Here is a 22,582-nt window from a genome sequence, read left to right on the forward strand (position 1 = left end):
ACTGGCTATTCATAAGGAACTGAGCGTGATAAACAAAAAAGTACTTTCCCTCATAAAGGATGTGACTGATAGCGGCAATATGTCTGCCGCAGAGATGGCTGAGTGGATCGACACTCATTCTGAAGACATAGAGAATTTTGTAGCGCTAAAAATGTTCGAGTACCTAGATGAAGCTAAAGGGGAAGTATTAAAGGAACATTACGAAAATTTAGATGCATTTAGAAAGAGACTATTTGCAACTTGGGAGTCCCCTATAAAGCGGCTGGATGCATTAATTTATGGCTGTACTGAAATTAGCGATGAGGTAAATAGCGAATATCGCACTAATCCTGGCATAAGGTCTGCAAAGCTGAACATAGATACCCGACTGCATGCACGTGCAGTCCAGGTTTCTTGCGAGATATCTCACCTTCTAAAAGGTGGGTTTGCAGATGGTGCGATGGCCCGCTGGAGAACACTCCACGAAACCACTGCCATATTGATATTTATTGCAGAAGGCGACGAAGACCTGGCGAAAAGATTCACGGATTTTCAGAGTATTCAGAGGAAGAAAGCTGCTAATCGATATAACAAATATAGTGGAGAGTTGGGTTTTACTTCCTTCTCTTCAGAGGATTTAAGTCGGTTTGATCTCGAAAGGGAAGGCATCGTCGGTAAATATGAAGCGGGATTCGGTAATGATTTTGGTTGGGCCGCTAAAGCCTTAGGAAAAGAACCCAGTACCAGAACTAAGGTTCGCTTTAGTGATATTGAGGAATTTGTCGAGCTGGACTTCTTGCGACCGCACTACGGCTTTGCCAACCAGTATATTCATGCAGGAATTGACAGCATTGGCTTCAAGCTCGGTACATCGCTTTCAAATAAAGATCTCTTGCTATGTGGGCCATCTAATGAAGGGCTGTTAGAGCCGATTCAGTGCACCAGCTTGTCCTTGATACAGGCCACTCAGGCGATAATCTCAGTTTCACCAGACGATCAACGTCTGCTATATAGCGCCGTGCTCTAGTTGTGGCATGAGAGGTTGAAAGAGGAAGTTGTCGCCGCATCAGATACACTCATGAAGAAAGGCGAAGCTTATAGCTGTGAATAAAATTCAGGAATTTTAATTTCAGAGATACGAAGATGACACCGACGGTATTTATATCTTACTCACACGATAACGAATTACATAAAGACTGGGTACTGCAACTTGCAACAAGGCTGAGATCCAATGGCGTTGAGGTTTTGCTGGACCGCTGGAATCTAAAGCTGGGGCAAGATTTGGCTGCCTTCATGGAACGTGGCTTATCGTCATCCAGTCGGGTAGTATGTATTTGTTCGGAAGCATACGTCGCAAAAGCGAATGGCGGCAAGGGGGGCGTGGGCTATGAAAAGCAAATTATTACGGGCGAGCTATTAGCCGACTTGAACAAAAATTGGGTTATTCCTGTTGTCAGAAATAATTCTCAGTCCAAAAAAGTGCCAACTTTTTTGGTGGGTAAGTTTTACGTTAGTTTTGAGGATGATAAGCTGTATGAAAATCACTATGAACAACTTTTGAGAGAATTACTGGATGAACCTGTATTACCAATACCACCTGTAGGACCTAATCCATTCAAAACAGCGAAGCAATATACCAAGCAAAAATTCTTTCCTGCGAGTGAGAAATACGTATCGCCAGCGTCAAAGGGGCGAGTAACATTTGATTATTCCAATAATAATGGTCGTTATTATATTGGGCAAAAAGAGCTGGCGTTTGAATTGGATTTTTCAAAGTCGAGCGATCATGATATCCAATTATTAAATGATCCAAGTAGTATAAATACTATCGCTATTGTTAAAGATAAAAATGAATTTATAGAAATAGATGACGCACGTATTTATGATGGTTCATCAAGAGTTAGACGACCAAAAATAAATCAAATAGCAATATTGCAGAACAATAATGGTTTTTATGCTGCCATCAAAATTCTGTCTATCCAAGACGATACTCGTGGTGCTGAGTATGACGAGGTGACGTTTGACTACGTAATTCAAACGAACGGTAGCCCAGACTTTACGTCATTAAAATTTTAGTAGAAAAATGCATTGTGTTGTTTTCAACTTCTACGCTTGTGTCAGATCCTCTTTTCGGTCATAGCCACTGAGTGATCTGCCTCTAGAGTTGGTTCAACACCTGTCTCAAATCAGCATTCTGCTATTGGTACTCAAGAAAGAGAATCGCATTTAACTCAATGGACTTTGTAAGCGGAAGGATGTGGCATTGGTCGGTAAAGCTTATTCCTCTAATGAACGTCAAGATCCTTACAGGTATTGGATTGTTGACATGTGTTTACGGAAAGCCACGGTCCTTTGGGTTCTCGTGCATCGAGTCGGTACATAGTTAAGATACCTGCGTAATAGCTGTCTGGAATGCCAGGGAATGCGACTTTTTCACCGTCGCTAAATCGTCCCTCATAAACTTTAACGTTATGATTACTTTGAGACGCAAGGGATATCGAGATGCGTCCAGAAGGTCGACAAGTGATGTGCATCATTACGTTGGTTTGATGTGAGGCGGCGGAATCATCAAATGCACGCACGATGCTATGGCCGTTTGGCTTAAGACAAAGTGACCCAGGAATCGTCGCAGACACAGCTTCTGCAAATGTTTCTCCAGCCTTAGCGGAAGGTATGTAAAAGGTCAGGTTTAGTCCAAACTGGGCGCTTTCCGGAACGGGGGAAAACTGATCTTCAAAGAAGTACCTTGTAGCCACCAGACCTGGTTCAAAATTATTCTTGATGAGATCCGTGCTGGCCTCAAGGCACGCACCACCTACTGCAACTAGGATTGCGGTAAGTCCCTTTGATATCTTTTTTTTGAGCGACTTTGTTTCACTTCGCTTTTTAAACGCCACATTGATTCCTTTGGTCTCTTGGTCCGTCTGCTTTTTTGAATTCGTAATTAGCGCTTTGTACGAAAAAATTGTTTAGCAAATGGCTATGTTATATTGATTTTTAATCCTGATTACCTCAGTTTTGTGTTGTCCGTTGCTTCAGCTCATTCGCCTGAAGTGCCAAGTATACTGGATATTTTAATTACCAAGCAGGCGTATCTATAAGTGTCCCAGCAAATCGTGTAATTCACTTTTAAGGCTTAAAGCAACCCTATCAAGTAGATGTTCGCTCTTCGCTCAAAGCTGAATGTCAGATTTGAGTGTGTTCTACCCCAGAATACTACTAACTCACGTCTGAATTGATGCAGCTAAATCCAACCCTCAACCATTTCACCGCTGCGGCCTAAGGGGCGCTACGCCCGTCTATGCAGTGTCAGTTTTTCTCCGTGTGACTTCCGTTCTCGTATCAGCTTCCGGTTAATCGTTTCCCAACACAACCCGTCCCGCAAGGGTAAATGGCACGCATTCTGCGCCCTTGCTGGCCGGAACGATGCCGGGAAAGCGAACCGTCAGGCGATACGAAGACGAAAATCACACCACTGACGGAGAAAAAACATGACCATTTCCCTGCATACCCATACTAGCGCCCCTAACACCGCAGCGGCGACCAGCGTATCCCCGCTGGAGCAGTCAGGCTCCTCAAAAACGAAATTTTCTAAAGCCAAAACCGATATTTATCAGACTGTCACCAACAACATCATTGCAGCGCTTGAAGCCGGTGTAAAACCGTGGTCTTGCCCGTGGAAACGAGTGGCGGGCATGTCTGGGTTGCCTTCCAACTTCGCAACCGGTATCGCGTATAGCGCAATGAATATCATGCTGTTGTGGTGCAGTGCATCAGAACAGGGCTTCTGTGATTCACGCTGGATGACATACAAACAAGCACAGGCAGTAGGTGGACAGGTTCGCAAAGGTGAACACGGCACGACAGCCATTTTTTATACAACCTTAGAGAAGGAAAACGAAGACGGCGAAATCGACCAAATCCCGATGCTGAAAACCTTCAATGTATTCAATGTTGAACAAATTGATGGCCTTCCACTGACAACTGAAACAGTCAGCACAGAAGCAACCTTTGACCCGTTGCCGGAGGCTGAAAATCTGTTCCAAAAGAGTGGCGCAAACATCACCGAGAAAGGACAAAATGCCTTTTTCCAACCCTCAACTGATGAGGTCTGGCTACCAGAGCGTCATCTGTTTTCAGATGCAGCTAATTTCTATGCTACTGGCCTGCATGAGCTGGTTCACTGGAGCGGTGGTAAAAAACGCCTTAACCGTGAAATGAAAGGGAAATTCGGCAGTGCAGATTATGCGGAGGAGGAATTAGTGGCGGAGCTGGGAAGTGCTTTTCTGATGGCGGATTTGGGGATTATCGGAGAGGTGCAGCATGAAAGCTATATTGCCTCATGGCTCCAGGCGTTAAAAAACGACAAGCGCTATGTCTTCAAAGCAGCCAGCGCCGCCTCAAAAGCGCATAGTTATTTAATGGATAAAGCCTGAGGGCAGGGGCAAGAAGCCGCAAAGGAATGTGGCTTTAACCTTTCATAGCGGTGGGAGGAAAGGTGTATAATTCCAATGCGAATTTTCCTGGCATACAGTGTCAGGAAAATTCGCAGACTGCGGGGCGGGCGGCAAAGAGCCCGCTCATTCCTTTCAGATGCATTAGAGCAGACTTGATCTGGCAGTGTTCTCTGTTAGAACACGATTTCACCTGATAGTCGGCAACGAGCGAGGAGCGGAAGTTCGCATTTATTTGCCAACTTAAAAGCGCTTGCAGCCCGTCTCGGATATTTTCTTGCAGACGAATGACCGCGGGCCTTTGAAATTCTGCCTCAGGAACACCAATCTGCATCTGGCTTATGTTCACACCAGCGTCACAGGGGTGGGTTCTAGCGTGAGAGTGAAACACGGGAAGAAGTTGTTTTATATTCCCACTCGCTTTCTGTATGCCTGTACCTTCAGTTGATGCGAAGCTTTGGATATGACGATTAGTTAAAAGGCTCATAAAGGTTAAAATCATTACATAATAACTATTATTGTTCTTTATCAATAAATTATGGAAAAACATATCTTGACCACGGCATCCCCAGTGCTATGTTTACGGGAAGCGGCACAGCGCCTGGACTGCACTCCAGATGGACCATGACCTTCAAGGATAACGCCTGTCTGCTATGCCAGGTTGGTCAAGCCCTTAGCCCCGCAAGCGAGACAATCAGCAGTGAAGATTAACAGTATTGGCAATCTGTAGCGAAGAGCTACAGTACTGCCCCTTCCATCATCCACAATGATAGCTATCAGTAAGTTAACGAAAATGAGAGGGCATCGGAAATGCTCGAAGTTGAATTTCAGGAATGGTTGAAGAACAGAGGTGCCAAAACACAAGCAGGCCTCAACTCCCGTATTTATGCTGTCAAAACTATCGAAAAAAATCTCGCAGCGCTTGGTTCTCCTCATGCAGATCTGGATGCAGCCTACAAGGCGGATGGGTTTGCGCAATTGCGACAGCGGATCAAAGAGATTCGCCGTGATGCTAAAGACAACGGCGAAGACTATCGGTTGCTAATGCCCGAATCAGAGCAACCGCTTAACCGATTGTCCAACTGGAATAGCTGGCTCGGACAATATGGACGCTTCCTGAGTGGTGATGATTCTCAGGCCGACGAAATTCGGGATTATGTCCTTGAAAACTACATCATCCCAGGCAGAGAGCGAGGTGACGCCAGTGTCACCCTGGTAGTTGGCCCTCTGAATACTGAAATGGGCCTCGACAAGGGATGGCCGAACATCTGTCAGGTTCTTGATGGTCAAAAATTTCAGGAGCTAGCGGATGTTCCCCCTCCGGTGACGGAAGGGCCTAAAAAGAGCACAACCCGGAAATATACGTTCATCCTTACGGAAGGAAGCGAACTGGTGGCCCAGAATAAACCGACTCCGACTAACCTTATTTTTTACGGTCCTCCTGGTACCGGAAAAACCTATCACACGGCGAGGGAAGCCGTAGCGCTCTGCGATGGCAAAGACGCCTATCCGAACTCAAAAGATGGGCGTGCGGCCCTGATGGCGCGCTATAACGAACTGATGGCAGAAAAGAGGATTTCTTTCGTCACATTCCACCAGAGCTATGACTACGAAACCTTCGTTGAGGGCCTTCGCCCAGAAATCGGTGAAGATGAGTCTTCGTTTGCAGGATTCAGACTCATGCCTACGCCGGGGCTCTTCAGAGAAATTTGCGCCCTTGCCGATCAGGCCAGAACACAACCCCGTGCACAGACGGATGCCTCGGCACTGCAACTGTCCCAAAAACGCTTCTGGAAAATGGGGCAAGGGACAATTGGCACCGAAGACGATGTGTATGAAGATGCCCGCGACAACGGGTATATCGCTCTGGGTTGGGGTGGGACCATAGACTGGAGCGCGGATGGATTTTCATCGTTCAACGCGATTCATGATGAATGGATCAAGCAAAATCCTGGGAACCTGACGCCTAGTAACTGGACGCAAACCTATCCCTTCCGTTGCGAAATGAAGCCTGGCGATATCGTGATTGTCCCTTACGGGAACACTGCGTTTCGCGCTATCGCTGAAATCACTGGTGATTACTATTTCGTTCCTGAAGCCGAAGGTTACTATGCCCACCGCCGCCCAGTTCGCTGGCTACTGACTCTTGATGAACCACTGCCACTCGATACCATTATCGATGGTAACTTCACCATGCGAACGCTCTATTCCATTGCCACCAGTCGTGTGAATATCCCGGCGCTGGGCAGACTGCTGTCGAGTACAGAAAACCCGGATAATCGTTCCGATGTTAAAGGGCAACCAGAACAGTTCGTCCTCATTATTGATGAGATCAACCGGGCAAATATCTCGAAAGTGTTCGGTGAACTGATCACGTTAATTGAGCCGGATAAACGTCTGGGAATGCCTGATGCACTCACCGTAACTCTGCCTTATTCGAAAAAGAAAGATTTTGGCATCCCCGCCAACCTTCATGTCATAGGCACCATGAATACCGCCGATCGATCCATCGCATTACTTGACACAGCATTAAGGCGGCGATTCAACTTTCGGGAAATGGCTCCCGACGCGACCCTGCTAAGTGAAGTCGAGGGGATCGATCTCAAAGCCGTTCTGAATACCATCAACCAGCGAATTGAATATCTTATAGGCCGGGAATATCGCATTGGACACGCCTTCTTTATCAATTGTGAATCCAGGGCACAAGTTGAAGATGCGGTGCGCAATAAGGTCATACCGCTGTTACAAGAGTATTTCTTCGAGGACTGGAGCCGAATCGCGGCAGTTCTGGGTGATGGTTTTATGCAGGAAGAGCAGATCTTACCGCCGCCTGGAATAGAGGGTGAACCGTTATCAAGCTGGTCAGTACGTGCACCATTCAGAAATGACGCCTTAGATCGACTGGTAGGCAAAGCCAGAACGTTAAATACCACTGCTCCCGAGGTGGCTGGTGAATCGAAAGAATGACGCACCTCACGGTTCGCGAATGGGGTGCTGTTTATGTGAGCACGGAAAGCAGCATAAATGCTCCTCATGCTTTTACACGCCCTCAGGCTAACGCGCTGCTTACGGCGGCGCGCGAGCATCCGCTGGCAAATCAGCACGGAACCAATATCTTAATCGATCGCCATAACAAAATTATTGCCGGGCAAATGGTTGGGGTCATTGCCGCTCCGGGATGTAGCCTTGAGATTCTGCCTAAATTCGACGACGAGACGATAGAACCGGACGCCACAATACGCAATCGCCTGATACGTATGCTTGATGTTGCCCTCGGCCTTAAACTCGGCAATGGACAGGCTGCAACAATGGCGAGACAAGCTGAAAGCTTGCTAGAGATACTTATCCGCTTGTTCGCCGATCTACTCTTGTCTGAAGTACATCGGGGATTACCACGCGCCTATTTGGCACAGGAAGACGATTTGCCCTCATTGCGTGGAAGGCTCAATATCAAACGACAATTCACTACGCTTGCCGTCCGCCCTGACCGTCTCGCCTGTCGTTACGACGTTCTGTCGGCTGATACCAGCCTACTTCGAATTATGAAGGCGTGTGTAGTTTTGCTTCACCATTATGCCCGAGCTGCTGATACGCTTCGCCGTCTGAATGAATTGCGTATCCTGCTGACGGGTGTTAGCGACGTTCCCTTAAGTCACCTGCCTTGGTCACAGGTGCGGATCGACCGAACCAATCATCGCTGGGAAGCACTCTACAATCTGGCACGTCTTCTCCTGCGACGCGACTGGCAGGCTACACACCACGATAAACGAGCGCAGAACGGGATTACGCTGCTTTTCCCGATGAACGACCTGTTCGAGGCATATATAGCGGCACTGGCGAAGCGTGCTGTACGCGGTACGGAATGGACAGTTCGTGCACAGGCTGGCAGATTATACTGTCTGATCGAGGATGGATTAGAAGGTAAACCACGTTTCCAGACCCGGCCGGACCTGCTTATCGAGCGGGACCATCAGACTATTATGATCATAGACACTAAATGGAAGCGTATTGGGCGTCATCCCGAAGATGCCCGGCATGGCGTATCGCAGGCTGATGTCTACCAGATGATGGCCTATGCCCGGCTTTATCACTGCCCACAAGTTATGCTTCTCTATCCACACCATACAGGTCTGGGAGCTCAACCTCTGAATGCAGGCTATAGGATTCGAGAAGGTGAAGAACAATTACAAGTGGCGAGTGTCAATATGCTCCTTGATGAAGACGAGATTGTCGGGCAGTTAATTCACCTTATCGGCATCAACACGCAGATAGGCTCTGGCTTGTAACAATAGATGAAAAACCTGATGACCTGAATTGTTATGTTCGCTTTTTGCACCCAGCAGCCCCTCGAAGCCTGCAGCTTTGAGCGAAGTATAGTCATTCGCACCCTGAGAATTACACTTTGAAGTGATTCAGGGTATGCGCTTACTGGTTACGAATATTGAGCGAGAATCATGTGATGATCGCCGCTTTTCTTTCGAGCCAGTAGGTGCTCCACGTTCGCTAACGAATACTCAGGGCATGCAGATAAACTGCTGGCTATATTTCTTTCGAAGAGCGTGGAATGCATACCAATCCCCGATGAAAGGAGTTGGTGATGACTGCGACTAATCAATTTGCTGCGCACGTTGGTCTGGACTGGGCAGATAAAAAACACGATGTCTGTGTTCAGTTTAAAAACGGTGAACGCGTATTCCATGTGATTGAACATACAGCAGAAGCGCTTGATGTCTGGCTTACCGAGTTACACCAGAAGGTAAAAGGCAGGATCGCTATCGCCGTTGAATTGAAGAAAGGCCCCGTGGTGTATGCTCTTCAGAAATATCCGTTTATCACCGTTTTCCCCGTCCACGCTTTGTCCCTGGCTCGTTACCGGCAAGCCTTCTCGCCCAGCGGCGCTAAAGATGATCCGCAGGATGCCGAGCTGGCATTAGAGTTAATGCTGCGTTACCCCCAGAAGATAAAAGCTATTGAACCCGCCAATGCGGATATTCGCTTACTTCAGCAGCTGGTTGAGCAACGTCGTCAGTTGGTTGAAGATAAACGCCGTTTTGTGAACCGGATAATCAACACGCTTAAACAGTATTATCCTCAGCCACTGGAGTGGTTCTCACATCGGGGTAGCTTACTGTTGTGTGAGCTGATTATCCGGTGGCCCAGTTTGCAACAACTGAAACGAGCCAGGCGCGAGACGATCCGCAACTTTCTGAATGCCAAAGGTGGCCGCGCAATAGCCCTTACCGAGCAGCGTGTTGCGAGTATTGATAACGCGATCCCATTGACGACAGACCCGAGTGTTATAGAGGCTAATGCTTTGATGGCAACAGCACTGGCGACACAAATTAAAGTCGTGAGTGAAATCATCAAAACCTATGACGAACGAATCGAAGCGCTGTTTGACACATTGCCAGATGCGGGGCTGTTTAAATCACTTCCGGGCATGGGGCCGTGTATGGGCCCACGAATGCTTGCTGCACTTGGTGATAACCGTGATCGGTTTAACAGCGCTGAAGAAATTCAAAACTACGCAGGTATTGCACCGGTGACAGAACGAAGTGGCCAGAAATCCTGGGTTCACTGGCGATGGCAATGTGCGAAGTTCGTCAGGCAGACCTTTGTTGAATGGGCTGCCAAGACGGTTAACTCCTCATACTGGGCCAGATTTTATTACCAGGGCCAGCGAGACAAAGGGAAATCGCATCAATCAGCCATCCGGGCTCTGGCGTTTAAATGGATAAGGATCATTTATCGCTGCTGGAAGACCAGAACCCGCTACGACGAAGCGAAATATTTGCTGGCACTTGAAGCGCGACACTCGCCCTTACTTAGGCCATAAAAAGCTTATCGAATGTCTCAGGGCGTGATGCAGACGTTACCCCAAACCTGTTCGAGCAAGAAAGGGGAGCGCCAATATTCATCTTAGTGTTCAGATGGTTAATCCAAAATCCCATGGGAATACATCAATTTCTGATGTATTTGACACTGCAGCCCAGTTAATTTTAATATCTTTTGGTTGACTAATGAGCGTATTTTTATCCCTATCCCAGTCAAAGCTGACATCTAGCAGAGGACCTGGAATGTGAGGCGATAAAGCTCCGAAGGCTATATAGTGCCAAGCACCTTTAGGTCCCTCTCTTCCAGTTATCAAAAGCTCGCTGTGCCGTATGGATTCTTTATATTCCAGAGAAAGATGTTCCGCAGCCAAAAGCTTATCTAGCCTCAACCTCCCAAGACTCGGACAATCAAAGTGCCAAGCCGGAAAATCAAAAGTCGTTTTATCGTCGATCAGTGCTACGCTGATAATATTGACTGAATCATTTGAGTCAAAACAAAGCGAAAGTAAGGAATCGGAAAATCTGTATCCCCACCACCTTTCCCCTATCTTTGTAGGCGCCCCGAGTTGCTGTTCAACCCACCGCGCTGGCGCACCAAGCTCTATCCCTGTAAAGATGTTTTCTGGAGTTTTCCGTGGTTCAATACGTAAACTTGGACGTTCTAGTTTCTCTCTCAAAAACCGAATTCCACGTTTACTCATTGCTAGCCACAAAAGGGCTGCCCATCCCAAAAAACTACCGATAGCGTTAACAATAATGTCATTGATTGGGATTTGAGTAAAAATATCTTTAACATATACAAAAATGGAGTCTATCATCTCTTATCACCTCTGTTTGATTAATACTTAAATGATACATTTTAAGAGATTAAAACATTTGAATTAAAGAGTATTATTTCCCGGTATGAACGAGCGTATTGAATTCAGCGTTCGAGTGTTGACTTATCATCCATAGCGGTAATTTCTCTCCCTTATAACCTTTGGGTATATTTATAGAGAAATCAATCGGATCCAGCTTAGTATCTATGGAAGTTATCTGGCAATCATTTACCGTCAATTCGTTGAATGCTGTGGTAATCATAGAGCTGAGGTTACCGATAAAATCAAAACCATTTAATTTTGTATTATTAGGCTCATTAGGTCTGAAGGTATATCTTACGCTGTGCAATTCTCCATTTCCATCTAAAATAGCTTCTGGGCCATTGCAATCCCAATCTCCAAATCGCATGAAATAAAATGCCAAATTTTTTTCGTGGTTGTCGTCAACTTCATTATCATCGCAGTATATTTTTAAATCACCAATAATGAAGCGCGCCTGTTTTTTTTCATCAATTGAAATTTCTTTATTTTTATCAGCAATGAGTTCTAATGCTAAATCTGGTTTTGTACCTATCATCAAGTCACCAAGCATCCCCAAAGTGTTATTTGCCAGAGAATGAATTAAGTTGGTCGCATATTTACGTTCAAGTTCGATAAACGCACTTTTGGGAAGCATTACCCATCGGTTAATGCAGCGATAGTAGATTGCATAATAGACAGGTATGCAATGTAGTTCACCATACCTTTCAATCTTGTCAATGTTGCCTTTATGTAAAAGGAATGAGGATTGAGGTTTTGCTTGGTTGCAATTCTTCACTTCAACGAATATATGAGCGCCATTATTAAGTATCAATTTATAATCAGGTGGTTGTATGTCAGGGTTGGCAGCAAAACTCTCTCCTGCATCCTCAGATTTGATAAATTTGCAGCCACCAAGCCCTGCTGCAAGGTTTCCAAAGAGTGCTTCGACTCTTTTGCCATGAACAAGCATTTCGTTGCTTTGTGATGCTTTTAAAAGCTCGCCAAAACTTGTCATGAATGCGTCAAAATCTTCTTGAACGTGCAGTTTGTAACCTCGTCCACGACTGAATTCTGAATAAACTTCGAGGGGGGCGTATTTCTCAGGATTTCTCGTTATACGTTTCATTTTATAGTGATTTTTAGAGGGGGAGAAGGCTTCAAGTTACACCTCAACAAATGATAATTCCAGTGCCGATGCTACGGTTAAGACGTCCGTTTCTGGCACCAAGCCGTACTTTTCGAACAATCTGCATTTTTGGTGTGCGCATTGCTGGTAAGGAACGCGCCATTCTGGCGAAATATATCCAGTTCAATCAACCTCACGCCATGTTCGGGCTGGGATTCGACGTTGATCGCGCCGGAGCCGCCATCGACTGGGGCGACCGCAACGCCCCCGCGCCCACGCTGACTATCACCAATCCCGACAACGGACATGCGCACCTGCTTTACGCGTTGCAAACCTCGATCCGCACCGCGCCGGACGGGAAAATGAAGCCGCTTCGCTAAGCCGCCGCCGTGGAGAACGCGCTACGTAAAAAATTAGAGACTGACGCTGGGTATTCGGGGCTAATCTGCAAAAATCCAAACCACGGCCACTGGAAAATTGCAGTATGGCAGCCGGAACTCTGCACACTGGACTGGCTCGCCGATTTTCTCGATCTGAACGCGGCGAACGACAAAGAAATCGTTGCCGACTACGGTTTAGGCCGTAACTGCACCTTGTTCGATAAAACCCGTAAATGGGCATATCGCGCCATCCGTCAGGGATGGCCTGAGTATGCTGCTATGAACGAGCTAGTGCCTACAACCTAAAGTGTTCTTTTCATTGGACGATAAAGAAGTTAAAGTTATTGCAAACAGCATATCTAAATGGACTCATGCTAATTTCTCTGATGTAGCGTTTAGATAATACGTAATAAAAATGCACTCTCCAGAAATACAATCAATTAGAGGAAGGAAAAGTAAGGGGGGAGGACGACCTAAGATGGTTGATGAACCCTGGAAGGATATGGGAATTAGTAGGTCAACATGGTATAGGAAATACAGGTGATTTATGGTTATAAGTTGTAGGTTAAAATGTGATTTATGCGATCATCTATACAGGATAAGAGTTGGTGTGGGATTTGATGGCTATCAGAAGCACTACTTTGACTGTTCTAATTGTAATGCAAATATAGTCTTTGCCCTAAGGGCTAAAGCTCCAGAAGCTAATGTGGAATCAGTAGAAAATTGTTCTCGCTCGTTTGATGAATCGGACGTAGAGCCAGAAGTCTTAAATTTTCATCCAAATTGTGCATTTGATAAGGATGATTTGCGCAATCCTTTTTCCTTCCCTTCGTTAGTTTTGTCAAATTTAATATCTCCACATATGAGGTATATTCAGGGGAGAATTCAAAGCGTTGCTCATCAATTCGATATACCAAATGCACCACATAAATGGTCTTTAATTAAAGGAATGATGACAACTATCCATAAAGATAACAAGAAAGCAGCAAGGTTTGTTCAGCAGTATACTAAGCAGAGAAACAATGACATGAACCCATCCTCATCTGATGGTTTTTCTGATGGAGAAGATGTCATAGTTTATGAGTCAGGTACTGCTTACCCTGAGTCCTACATCATCCATGAGTTTTTTGATTCACTTTTCTATCCGAAGTTGGGAGATATAGTAAGGCCTATTATTGATGCGATTGACGCGATTGATAAGGATGCTCTTTCTGATTTTGTTAGTTATTGGCAGAGTGAGCTGAGGGAGCAAAATCAACATCGGTATTTAAACACATTTTCTGATTATTTTCGTCATAGAGACCACTTTGGTCAAATCGTTATATATTCCAGAATTGAATACAACGTCGATGAGTTGGTTGTGTCATCTAAAGGGTTTGATCAGATAAAGTTATATTATGGTGACGCCTATGAGGCGCTAACTTCAAATATGACTATTCTTGCCTGCCTAAATAATGTCATGGATGGTAGGAAGTTCGATGAGTTTAAATCAATGACGCTTACAAAATATTTGGAAGTAAATAAGGCAAATAAATCCAATCCTTTCAAATCCAATCCTTTATTCTCGGTTTTCGCAGAAGAAGATGTAGAATCTTCTATTAGAAATGGTTCTCATCATGCATCAATATGGCATGATGGAGAAAAAATAATGTACAGAAGTGGAGGGACTGGAGCTCAACATGACATCCCGTACACTCGCTATTTGGATTTTTGCAACAAGCTAACCATTAAACTGGCTGCGATATTTATAATCGAACATTACCTCAGTAAACATGTTAGCGGTTCGGGATATTTCATCGTTGATTAAATCCACAGCCGCTACCTTGTGTTGAGACAAAACAACCTATATCAGATAACAGCCCTCTTTTGCAGAGGGTTTTTTTTGCAGCCAGCACAGGATCTGACATACTCCACGGTACTTTTGTAAGTATCCCTGCAAAAAGAACCATCAACTTTTAGAGAGGCTCTGGCACTCCAACTTCCGCTGTTGGCACAAAGCTGCCTGTCAGATTAGGTTTGGCCCTATGTTGTAGTTCTGCCAGATCAAGTCTGAGCTAATACAAATTATCAGTATCTTTCTGAAGCATCTGAAGGCGCTGTTCCAGACTATCCAGTCTTTCTTCGAGGTCATGACTCTGCTGCTCAATATCTTCCATCGTTTCTGACAGAACATCACGTAGCAGCACAAAATTTGCCTGTAGGGCATAGACAAAATCGCTGCCGCCAGTCAGTAATGCTTCGCGCGGTATGTCCTCCAATGCGGAATGCGTCATCCACGTGACCAGCGCTTTTGCGCTCATTTTGGTTAGTACATCCGAAAGTCGGTCAGTTTCTCTGTTCATTCTGGAGTCCTGTATGTTCTGATGTCGAGGGAGTATTTCGGAAGGGCATTAGTTCTGGTCATTGCTCTGCGGGTTGGGGCCGTTGGTGATACAGAACAACTATATGCAATGGCTTGCATCGAGCCGTTGCAGCTCGTCGAGCGTGTAGATGCGAAAGACATTCCGGTGGCGGGTTTCCAGCGGGATGTATTGATGGTTAACGATGACGTGCCGGATGCTGTCAAACAGCCGTTCAAGACCGCGCTTTTTCTGCGGGTCCAGCACGATATAAAAAACGTAAATCCAGTCTTTACGGGTTCGGGCAAGCAAATGACTGGCGATGATCGACTGATAACGGGCTTTGGTTTTCAGACGGCGCTCGGTCTCAATGGCGATCACGATGTCGCCGGGCAGGGTAATCAGTCCGTCCGGGCGGTGGCTGGTCTGATAACGATTGAGGAAGGTTGTGCGATCGCCGTTTATCCATCCGTATGCGCCTTTTTGCTCAAGGATGATACGGGCGGTCTGATTATCAAGGTGGTGCTCCAGCGTCCAGCCGGTAATTTTTGAAGGCTCAAACCTCGCCGGGAAAAACGCATCGTCGGGGGTCAACACGACGGCTATCCCGTCACTGGTTATTCCCCACAATGAAATTTTCATCGTCCGCGATACCAGAACATGCTTATGTATTAAGCCCAATCCCTCGACTTTTGAAAGCAGGGAATACAGCGATTTATGATCCCTGAAGCCAAACAGCAGCATCAGCGTTTTAAAATCACTGTACGTTTCTTCTTTCAGGAAATTCAGCAATCGTTGTATTTTTTCACGGTGTCGCGTCTGGCGTTCACTGTATGCGGTGATCAGCATCATTCCTCCTTTAAAAATCCAGCAATGACGGGTTTTCCTCTTTATTGGTATTCGGTGTTGTCGTGTCTTTTTCATCCTTATCAAAAAAAAGATCGGATCGAGTTGCTGTGACATCCGGTATTGATGCGGGTCCGGGGGAAGTTTCCTCCTCGCTAAAATCCAGGGCGATGTTTACCGTTGCGGCGGTGGCGGCAATCGCGGGCGACACGGCACAGATCTCCAGTTCGCGTTTTTTCACCCTGATGGGCGAAATCAGCGAAGCAGAGGGGAGTGCTTTTGTCGTGAAGATGAAGCTGACAAAATCGGGTAGGTTCAGGATCATATTGCTGTCGGTAAAGAAACGCTCGGCCTGCCTGATGGTGCGTTCACTGTCGATAGTCTCTGTCAGCACGGCGTTGGTTTTCGCTTTGCGGACCTCATCATCGACTAATATGGTGCCTGACATCCTGGCTACCCATTCAGCGGTGTCCGGATCCATGACACGATAAACCAGTTTGAATTTAGCGTTCTCAACGACCGCGCCGACAACGGCGTCACCTTTCAAATCTGCCGGACAGTCTTTTAAATCGGCAATCGACTGATGGTCCATAATAATATGCACACCTTTATCGCGTGCCGCGCCTAAACCCTCCAGCGCGGGCCTGGATAAATGGTATTTCAGTTCGGAAAGATAAATAGCAATGGGGCGGGGCACGTTTTTCACTCGCTCGCGCCTTTCTGCCAGCTGGTACAGGCGAACCAGCAACATACGTTGAGCGGTAATGATTTTGCTGTTGCGCATTGAGCCAATCACATAACAGCAACCGCCTTCCTCAAATATCGTATTAAGCGAAAATCCTGTCGGCGCATTGATGGCATTAAGCAAGGCAAGCTCTTCAATTTTCCCGAAAAAGGCTTTTATCTTATCTGCAATACCCTGAACGTAGTCGCCGTTATAAACATCCCGAATGGTTGAGGCAGTATTACGGGTGACAAATTGTGCGGCTATCCGGGCCGCTTTCCGATCGTCAATCCGATAAAAGTCAGATTCCTGACCTTTCTCTGCCAGGCTGAACCCGGCAACAAAAAGCTCTTCCAGTTCATCGGCGGTGATCTCTTCAATCAGGTTTAACTGGTATTGGGGTTTACGCAGGTCAATCAGGGCAAAAGGTTTGCCTGCATCCTCACAGGCCTTGCGGTAAAGGTGGGGTGCCCATTCATCATCCTTCGGGTCCATCACAAATACGCCTTCACCAGCCAGAATACTTTGATAAAGTAATATCCCGGTGGCAACCCCTTTACCGGCGCCGGTGGTGCCGATAATATCCGCGTGTTGTTTTTGCCAGTCTTTTAATGGCAGGTACATCGGCTGAATATCGCGGTCCATACCGATAAAAATACCCTTGTTGAGGTCGATATAATCCAGCGGGTCATAATGCAGTGTTTCCGGCAGCAGGGATTTCACCGTGCGGACATCGGTGCGTAATTCCCGTTCAAGCGTGGTTTTCCTGACGAGGCGTTTCTTTATTTTATCTAACTCAGGTGTTAATACCCTGCGCAGCAGAATATGCAAAATAAAACCCGTCAGGGTAAAGGTAATCAGCACCGGCCATGCCAGAACGGGAATGCTGGCGATTACCCGGCCTTTATAAAGCCACTGGAAAATCCAGATAACAACAGGGGCCATCGTACCGGAAAGAAAACACAGCAGGGAAAAAGCAATCATCAGCTTTTGCCATAACGGGGCTTTTTGCCGTTCATCGCTTTTCATCGACGCGAAAAACGGCATCGTCAGCCCCGATAACAGCGCCAGCATCAGCTGGTGCTGTTGCATAAAAGCAATGAAGCTCAGCGCGCCATTCACTATCGGCGACAGTGAAACAGCCAGCTTATTTAAAATCACGATGCCTCCTTCGTCAGCGTTTCGCCCCATGATATCGCCCCATCAGTTCGCCCCACGGTGTCGGGCGAAAAGGCGGGGCGAGCGTATGGGGTAAAGAAGGTGGCCGCATTGCGGCCATGTACCGGAAAGCATGCTTCCCAGTACGACACAGCGTGCGCCAGTACAGGCGGGCTGGACGCCCTTATTGCCTGTCGCATGGGGGTAATGTCGCGGCTGGACGCTGCGCCAAAACCCCCCAACATCAAAGGCGGCACACCGTCGCCCGCTACGCGCGACCAACCCCTTTAAGACGGTCGCTTTTGCCTTTTTATTCCCTTTGCTCGTTCCTCGCAGCGTGAATAAAAGGGAAGCTGACCTTTAAAGGGGTTGGTCGCGCCACGCTACCGGCTTTTGGCCGGAGACTTAGCTGCGACGGTGTGCGGGGCAAGCCCCCCAAATAAACCGCTATCGTGGGCGATAGCTTTTCGCTCGCTGGGGCGGCGAAATTTATTCGGCTCCCCCCGGCCTGCAAAACCCGCGTGGGCGCGGCTGTTTGCAGATGGGTTCGGCGACGCAAATTAGCTATTTCTGCGAAATAGAATTTACTCGCCTTACGCCACTTTTAAATTTCTGCTATTCGCATAAATTTAAAAGCCTAAAACCGTTACGACCAGTGCAGAGTTTTCCATCCAGAGTTGACTGGGGGATCGGTAATAATCCGGATATTGTTATTGCCATTTTTCTTTGCATTCAATTACGCACGCGGCCAAATTTATTGATTATCTGGTCGATAATTTGCGTGTCGGCTGATTTGCATTCGAGCAATAAGTCTCTTCGGGCATCGGCGGTACGGTTAGGGTGAAATCCGTGTCTGTTCTTTTTCACAATAGTAAAGAAAGAGCGTTCGGCAGATTGACATTCATTTCCTCCGCCATTACCGGTTGTTTTACCATACAGACATAAAACAATCTCACAGGCATCAGCGGCCATTACGGAAGAGGGTAGTAGTAAACTCATGCAGAAAAGGCAGATAGTGAATATGATCGTTTTCATATTGAATACCTTTATTGGAAATAACAGGTGATTTAGCTATTTTTTAACTGAAGGTTTCTTTCATTTGATGAAGGTGTATCGGTTTGAAATAAATATCCCCCATCCGACGAATATCACCGTGAATATCTACGCTGACGATGATATCCACGCATTTAAGCACCTTGCGTAACAGCACATCGAACGGGATATTTTTGCAATCTGGATTTTCATAACAGCGGTCAATGATCCCTTCAATACATTCTTCCAGGCTGCCTGCGTGCAGGGAGGTGATAAGACCTTCATGCCCAGAACCGATAATTTTCAGCGCATCCCACGCCTCCCGCCCACGAATTTCTGCCAGCAGAATCCGATCTGGATTCATTCGATAATTTGCCCGAATTAATCGACTGGGGGTGACAATGGCATCCTCTCCAGCATCCGCCGGGTAAAATAGATGAACATAATTTGCGTGGTGGTAAAACCGGATTTCGGGATTATCTTCAATCGTGGTTAGCCTGAGATGTGGCGGAATATAGTGCAGCAACGTCTTCATATAGGTGGTTTTACCGGAGCCGGTTTCACCAACAATAAAGAGGGTTTTGCCGTACTCGACGGCTTTTTCGATAAAGTGGGGAATATCACCCTTGTTATAGCATCGGGTCAGTTCATCATCTTTGCTTTCGTTTCTCTCCTTACCGGCTATCCGGTTATAAAACCCGGCATCAATCCAGGACTGATGAGTTTTCTGCTCAAATGACGGGTTTCGCAGCGTAATAGATACGGTATTCCGCTCGCAGGCTGGGGGGATAATGGTCTGGACACGTTCACCTGATCCTAATGTAGCGGAAAGGATAGGGGAGGTATCATCGATATTGTCCTCATTCCATGAGGCCAGTGCTTTGGCAAACGCATGGCACTGACGCAACGTAACCGGAGAATCATGCTTCTGCCATCGACCGTTTATTTTGGTGTGGATCTCTCCGGGGCGGTTGATAGCAATTTCCGTCAGGCCATCTAGTTTGAGATAATCGCCGAACAACTGAGTTTTCATAAAATCCAGCGACAGGTTTTCAGCGTTCATACCACCTCTTTTTTAGACGTAGTTGATAAACGGAAGAGAAATCGATATCCGTACCGGTCATGATGCCGATCACATCGCCCTGATTGAGGTACATCGTGGGCGGGATATTGATGCTGTTTTCTAAGGCCGTTTTCGCCATTTCTGACGCGGCAGCGCGGGTGTTTTCGGTGTAATCGGTATTGCGGTCTTTCCCCGGTGCCGAATCTGATGCGGCGGCAGCCACATCTTGTACGGTGCTCAACATCAACGCATTGCCGAACCGTTCCCAGAAATGGGTATCAATCCATCCGCTAATTCCAGCCTCACCCAACGGGCCGGTGGCTTCGGTATCAATCAGCGGGATTTGCAGGCTGCCGGGTTCCGGTGTGCGTAATTCCGTCCAAATGACAAACATTCGGCTCCGGCCATGTTGCAGCGCCCCGGTGCGGTAGATGCCTCTGGCGACGCTTCCGGCAGGGAGCAACTTCACGTGATGGTTAGCGCTGTAGACATCTTCGCCGATAAGGCAGGAAATCCGGCCACCCACGTCAGAGACAAAACGTCGCATCATTGAGCACGGAATATAACGATCAACCGGAAGATAGAGATTGGGATCGAGACCCAGTCGCCTGACGCTGGTCACTTTTGCGACACCGGGATTGGCGTCGTTAGCCTTGGTGTCAGACGTGATTGCTGGTGTGCCTTTGCTCTGATTGCGTTGTGTGCCGGAAGGGGCTGTTTGTGAAGCCTGAGTATTACCGCGTTGTGTGGACTCAGCGGCACTACTTGACCCATCGACCAGTGCCGCCGCCTTATTTAAAGCAGGTGGCTCTGACGGTGGTGCCGTCTGTATTGGGTGATTATCTGTTGCGGGTTCCTGTTTGTCCTGACCGAACAGGCCGAACGGATTATTGTCCATGCCGAGGTTTTTACGCTCATGTTGCCCTGTATTGGCTGATGGCGGTGCTGGGGTTTCAACCGACTTATTATCGCGTTGCTTTAATGCGACAAGGAAGCGATCTCCACCCAATGCCAGAGCAATCAGCACGCTCAGGCTTAGCAGGCTGACCAGCAGTGTCCGGCGGCTGGAGGTTTTTTTAAAGCGCGTCACTTCAGGTTGGCCGGGAGGTGTGTTTTGCTCTGGTGCCTGACTCGCCATCGCTGAACGGGCGCGTTCACGGGCTTCAGCCTCCAGCTCCGCCACGGTTTTTTCCGTTGTCTCTGAGTCTGCTTTATCAGTCATCTGGCCTCCAGTGTGACGACAGGTGAAACGGTGTCACCGCTGCCAGCGCTGGCGTTGCCGAATGACGTATTCTCAATCCCGACTACCGCGCTGCCGTAGCGCAATACCAACTGTGGCGACATTGCCCGCACGACGACCACGGTGTAGTTTCCGTGTTTGGCTATGCGAGGCGTTACGGTCTGTTCCTGCCCGTTAACGACCCGGAAGATTGACGGAAGGATTTTGACGGGGGAAAAACCGAGATAGATAAAGCGGCCATCATCATAAGTGAAATCTGGTGCAATGGAGGCTGAACCGGCTGCGACTCGCTTGGTATAAAGCCAGTTACGCGGCGTGGTAGCTTGCTCGAAGGCTGTCGTTATTCGCTGATTTTCCTGTGTTTCACGCAGGAGTTTCAGACGCGCTGCGCTGGCTGCGTCTGCTTGCCTGCGCTCGTCATCCGGATAGCGAAAACGGATAATAAAGGCCTGAGAAGGCGAGTCGTTCTCCAGCACGTTCAGTTCCAGACTGTATTCGCGCTTCGATGTAACGACAAAGAGATTGGTTCTCCACTCGCTCGCCGTTGGCAGAAACACCTTATTGATGTTGTTGCCGTTATCATCGGTTACCGGCTGGGTGATAGGGTTTGGACTGACACCGACCCGGTTATCGTTTTTGGTGACTTTCCAGCCCTTTGGAAAACCCGCTTGTGCGTCGATGACTTCTTCATCGTCATCAAACAGGAGTGTGGTGAGGTAGCCGGGGCGGGTGTTGACGATGGTAGCATTCTGACTGTTATAGGTGACATTCTGCATTCGGCTGTCATACGTGCTGCTGCGCGGTATCGCTGCGCTCCAGGCTGTTGATGACATCAGAAGGAGCCACAAGATCACTATTGTTTTCAGCATCATTCACCCCTCAGTTCTTTATCGCGTTGGTAGCTGGTTACGATGAACCCCAGCGGATTGACTTCTCGCTGGCTGTCTGTCAGTTGTTTGCGGGGGAGATAGCGATAAGTCAGGCGAATGTTCCAGACATCTGTTTTAACCGAGTTATCGACAATGCGGCGGATAGTCCGTTTAATGCGTAAGGTCGCCAGATGGTCAGGTGCTGTCGCGGTCGCGTGAACGTTGGAAATAATGTCGATAGACACGACATATTCCGCTTTATTGAAAATGATATCGGGTGCCTGATTGCTGTTAAACCCGTCGAGATAATCCCTGTTAACGCTGTCGCTATTGAATAACTGTACATCGTCGTAATCGCGCTGGAGAGCAAAATAGTTATAGCCCTCGCGGAGCCTGACATAATGCGCCGCTAACGCCTGAGCCAGTGCTTTCTCAGTGGAAATACTCTGCTCTTTAATCCGGGTCATATATTCATAACGTCCGGTCTGTTTATCCACCGACCATAATTCGATTTCGGTGGTTTTCAGCGGTAGCAGAATAATCAGTGCGGTGATCGCCTTTGCGGCCAGAGCAAACCCTATGGCCGCTATTCGCCACGCCATCTTTTTTTCCCGTTCATCCTTTTCCAGCAGGACAGATTCAAAGGCGCGGGATGACGCAATGATGTTTTCTGTTTCAGACATGCTTTGTCAGCTCCTG

General features: G+C 47.4%; 20 protein-coding genes and 1 pseudogene. 8 read left to right on the top strand and 13 right to left on the bottom strand.

The window, feature by feature from the left end; translation table 11 throughout:
* Positions 1-25 precede the first annotated feature (25 nt).
* Positions 26-1,006 (top strand): hypothetical protein, encoded by a 981-nt coding sequence (locus DCX48_21680; GenBank protein ID QXE16891.1) that lies wholly within the window; start codon positions 26-28, stop codon positions 1,004-1,006.
* Positions 1,007-1,122: 116 nt separating this feature from the next.
* Positions 1,123-2,055 carry a TIR domain-containing protein gene (locus DCX48_21685; protein QXE16892.1) on the top strand — a complete coding sequence of 311 codons (933 nt, stop codon included), beginning with the start codon at positions 1,123-1,125 and terminating at the stop codon, positions 2,053-2,055.
* 209 nt (positions 2,056-2,264) lie between these two features.
* Here the strand turns inward: DCX48_21685 and DCX48_21690 are convergent, their stop codons facing one another.
* Positions 2,265-2,876 (bottom strand): hypothetical protein, encoded by a 612-nt coding sequence (locus DCX48_21690; GenBank protein QXE16893.1) that lies wholly within the window; start codon positions 2,874-2,876, stop codon positions 2,265-2,267.
* A 594-nt stretch (positions 2,877-3,470) separates the two neighbouring features.
* Here DCX48_21690 and DCX48_21695 point away from each other — a divergent pair.
* Positions 3,471-4,415: a DUF1738 domain-containing protein gene (locus DCX48_21695; protein QXE16894.1), complete on the top strand. Its 945-nt coding sequence runs from the start codon at positions 3,471-3,473 to the stop codon at positions 4,413-4,415.
* Between the two features lie 100 nt (positions 4,416-4,515).
* Here the strand turns inward: DCX48_21695 and DCX48_21700 are convergent, their stop codons facing one another.
* Positions 4,516-4,983: a hypothetical protein gene (locus DCX48_21700; protein QXE16895.1), complete on the bottom strand. Its 468-nt coding sequence runs from the start codon at positions 4,981-4,983 to the stop codon at positions 4,516-4,518.
* 260 nt (positions 4,984-5,243) lie between these two features.
* On the opposite strand from DCX48_21700, the gene DCX48_21705 reads away from it, so the two are divergent.
* The 3 genes from DCX48_21705 (at position 5,244) to DCX48_21715 (ending at position 10,269) form a co-directional block, all read left to right on the top strand.
* Positions 5,244-7,400 carry an AAA family ATPase gene (locus tag DCX48_21705; GenBank protein ID QXE16896.1) on the top strand — a complete coding sequence of 719 codons (2,157 nt, stop codon included), beginning with the start codon at positions 5,244-5,246 and terminating at the stop codon, positions 7,398-7,400.
* On the top strand, positions 7,397-8,719 hold the full coding sequence (locus DCX48_21710) for a calmodulin-binding protein (GenBank protein ID QXE16897.1): 1,323 nt from the start codon (positions 7,397-7,399) through the stop codon (positions 8,717-8,719). The genes DCX48_21705 and DCX48_21710 overlap by 4 nt, the downstream gene beginning before the upstream one ends.
* Positions 8,720-9,030: 311 nt before the next feature.
* The gene (locus tag DCX48_21715; protein QXE16898.1) at positions 9,031-10,269 is read left to right on the top strand and encodes an IS110 family transposase; all 1,239 of its coding nucleotides are present in this window, start codon (positions 9,031-9,033) and stop codon (positions 10,267-10,269) included.
* A 90-nt stretch (positions 10,270-10,359) separates the two neighbouring features.
* Here DCX48_21715 and DCX48_21720 read toward each other — a convergent pair whose 3' ends face one another.
* Positions 10,360-11,085 (bottom strand): hypothetical protein, encoded by a 726-nt coding sequence (locus DCX48_21720; GenBank protein QXE16899.1) that lies wholly within the window; start codon positions 11,083-11,085, stop codon positions 10,360-10,362.
* Positions 11,086-11,158: 73 nt separating this feature from the next.
* Positions 11,159-12,121: a hypothetical protein gene (locus DCX48_21725; protein QXE17344.1), complete on the bottom strand. Its 963-nt coding sequence runs from the start codon at positions 12,119-12,121 to the stop codon at positions 11,159-11,161.
* Between the two features lie 232 nt (positions 12,122-12,353).
* On the opposite strand from DCX48_21725, the pseudogene DCX48_21730 reads away from it, so the two are divergent.
* Positions 12,354-13,156, top strand: a pseudogene (locus tag DCX48_21730) (replicase).
* 3 nt (positions 13,157-13,159) lie between these two features.
* Entirely contained in the window at positions 13,160-14,419 is a 1,260-nt protein-coding gene (locus DCX48_21735; protein ID QXE16900.1) for a hypothetical protein, read from the top strand.
* 247 nt (positions 14,420-14,666) lie between these two features.
* On the opposite strand, the gene DCX48_21740 is transcribed toward DCX48_21735, so the two are convergent.
* From DCX48_21740 to DCX48_21780, 9 genes are all read right to left on the bottom strand, one after another.
* On the bottom strand, positions 14,667-14,954 hold the full coding sequence (locus tag DCX48_21740; protein ID QXE16901.1) for a hypothetical protein: 288 nt from the start codon (positions 14,952-14,954) through the stop codon (positions 14,667-14,669).
* Between the two features lie 99 nt (positions 14,955-15,053).
* Entirely contained in the window at positions 15,054-15,800 is a 747-nt protein-coding gene (locus DCX48_21745; GenBank protein QXE17345.1) for a molybdopterin-guanine dinucleotide biosynthesis protein MobC, read from the bottom strand.
* A 10-nt stretch (positions 15,801-15,810) separates the two neighbouring features.
* Positions 15,811-17,682 (bottom strand): MFS transporter, encoded by a 1,872-nt coding sequence (locus DCX48_21750; GenBank protein QXE16902.1) that lies wholly within the window; start codon positions 17,680-17,682, stop codon positions 15,811-15,813.
* A 307-nt stretch (positions 17,683-17,989) separates the two neighbouring features.
* Positions 17,990-18,238, bottom strand: coding sequence for a hypothetical protein (locus DCX48_21755; GenBank protein QXE16903.1), 249 nt, complete (start codon positions 18,236-18,238; stop codon positions 17,990-17,992).
* A 173-nt stretch (positions 18,239-18,411) separates the two neighbouring features.
* Positions 18,412-18,714, bottom strand: a complete 303-nt coding sequence (locus DCX48_21760; protein QXE16904.1) for a conjugal transfer protein — start codon at positions 18,712-18,714, stop codon at positions 18,412-18,414.
* Positions 18,715-18,757: 43 nt separating this feature from the next.
* On the bottom strand, positions 18,758-19,774 hold the full coding sequence (gene virB11 / locus DCX48_21765) for a P-type DNA transfer ATPase VirB11 (GenBank protein ID QXE16905.1): 1,017 nt from the start codon (positions 19,772-19,774) through the stop codon (positions 18,758-18,760).
* Positions 19,764-20,996 (bottom strand): TrbI/VirB10 family protein, encoded by a 1,233-nt coding sequence (locus tag DCX48_21770; GenBank protein ID QXE16906.1) that lies wholly within the window; start codon positions 20,994-20,996, stop codon positions 19,764-19,766. Before DCX48_21770 ends, virB11 begins: the two co-directional genes overlap by 11 nt.
* Positions 20,993-21,883 (bottom strand): P-type conjugative transfer protein VirB9, encoded by an 891-nt coding sequence (gene virB9 / locus DCX48_21775; protein ID QXE17346.1) that lies wholly within the window; start codon positions 21,881-21,883, stop codon positions 20,993-20,995. Before virB9 ends, DCX48_21770 begins: the two co-directional genes overlap by 4 nt.
* A complete protein-coding gene (locus DCX48_21780; GenBank protein ID QXE16907.1) occupies positions 21,883-22,566 on the bottom strand; it encodes a type IV secretion system protein in 684 nt (227 codons plus the stop codon). The genes virB9 and DCX48_21780 overlap by 1 nt, the downstream gene beginning before the upstream one ends.
* Positions 22,567-22,582: the final 16 nt, after the last annotated feature.

This window comes from Pectobacterium atrosepticum (assembly GCA_019056595.1).
Taxonomy (GTDB): domain Bacteria; phylum Pseudomonadota; class Gammaproteobacteria; order Enterobacterales; family Enterobacteriaceae; genus Pectobacterium; species Pectobacterium atrosepticum.

Coding starts and splice junctions, on each gene's coding strand:
- DCX48_21685 (QXE16892.1), top strand. CDS start 1,123: ATGACACCGACGGTATTTATATCTTACTCACACGATAACGAATTACAT.
- DCX48_21695 (QXE16894.1), top strand. CDS start 3,471: ATGACCATTTCCCTGCATACCCATACTAGCGCCCCTAACACCGCAGCG.
- DCX48_21700 (QXE16895.1), bottom strand. CDS start 4,983: ATGTTTTTCCATAATTTATTGATAAAGAACAATAATAGTTATTATGTA.
- DCX48_21705 (QXE16896.1), top strand. CDS start 5,244: ATGCTCGAAGTTGAATTTCAGGAATGGTTGAAGAACAGAGGTGCCAAA.
- DCX48_21710 (QXE16897.1), top strand. CDS start 7,397: ATGACGCACCTCACGGTTCGCGAATGGGGTGCTGTTTATGTGAGCACG.
- DCX48_21715 (QXE16898.1), top strand. CDS start 9,031: ATGACTGCGACTAATCAATTTGCTGCGCACGTTGGTCTGGACTGGGCA.
- DCX48_21720 (QXE16899.1), bottom strand. CDS start 11,085: ATGATAGACTCCATTTTTGTATATGTTAAAGATATTTTTACTCAAATC.
- DCX48_21725 (QXE17344.1), bottom strand. CDS start 12,121: ATGACAAGTTTTGGCGAGCTTTTAAAAGCATCACAAAGCAACGAAATG.
- DCX48_21735 (QXE16900.1), top strand. CDS start 13,160: ATGGTTATAAGTTGTAGGTTAAAATGTGATTTATGCGATCATCTATAC.
- DCX48_21740 (QXE16901.1), bottom strand. CDS start 14,954: ATGAACAGAGAAACTGACCGACTTTCGGATGTACTAACCAAAATGAGC.
- DCX48_21745 (QXE17345.1), bottom strand. CDS start 15,800: ATGCTGATCACCGCATACAGTGAACGCCAGACGCGACACCGTGAAAAA.
- DCX48_21760 (QXE16904.1), bottom strand. CDS start 18,714: ATGAAAACGATCATATTCACTATCTGCCTTTTCTGCATGAGTTTACTA.
- virB11 (QXE16905.1), bottom strand. CDS start 19,774: ATGAACGCTGAAAACCTGTCGCTGGATTTTATGAAAACTCAGTTGTTC.
- DCX48_21770 (QXE16906.1), bottom strand. CDS start 20,996: ATGACTGATAAAGCAGACTCAGAGACAACGGAAAAAACCGTGGCGGAG.
- virB9 (QXE17346.1), bottom strand. CDS start 21,883: ATGCTGAAAACAATAGTGATCTTGTGGCTCCTTCTGATGTCATCAACA.
- DCX48_21780 (QXE16907.1), bottom strand. CDS start 22,566: ATGTCTGAAACAGAAAACATCATTGCGTCATCCCGCGCCTTTGAATCT.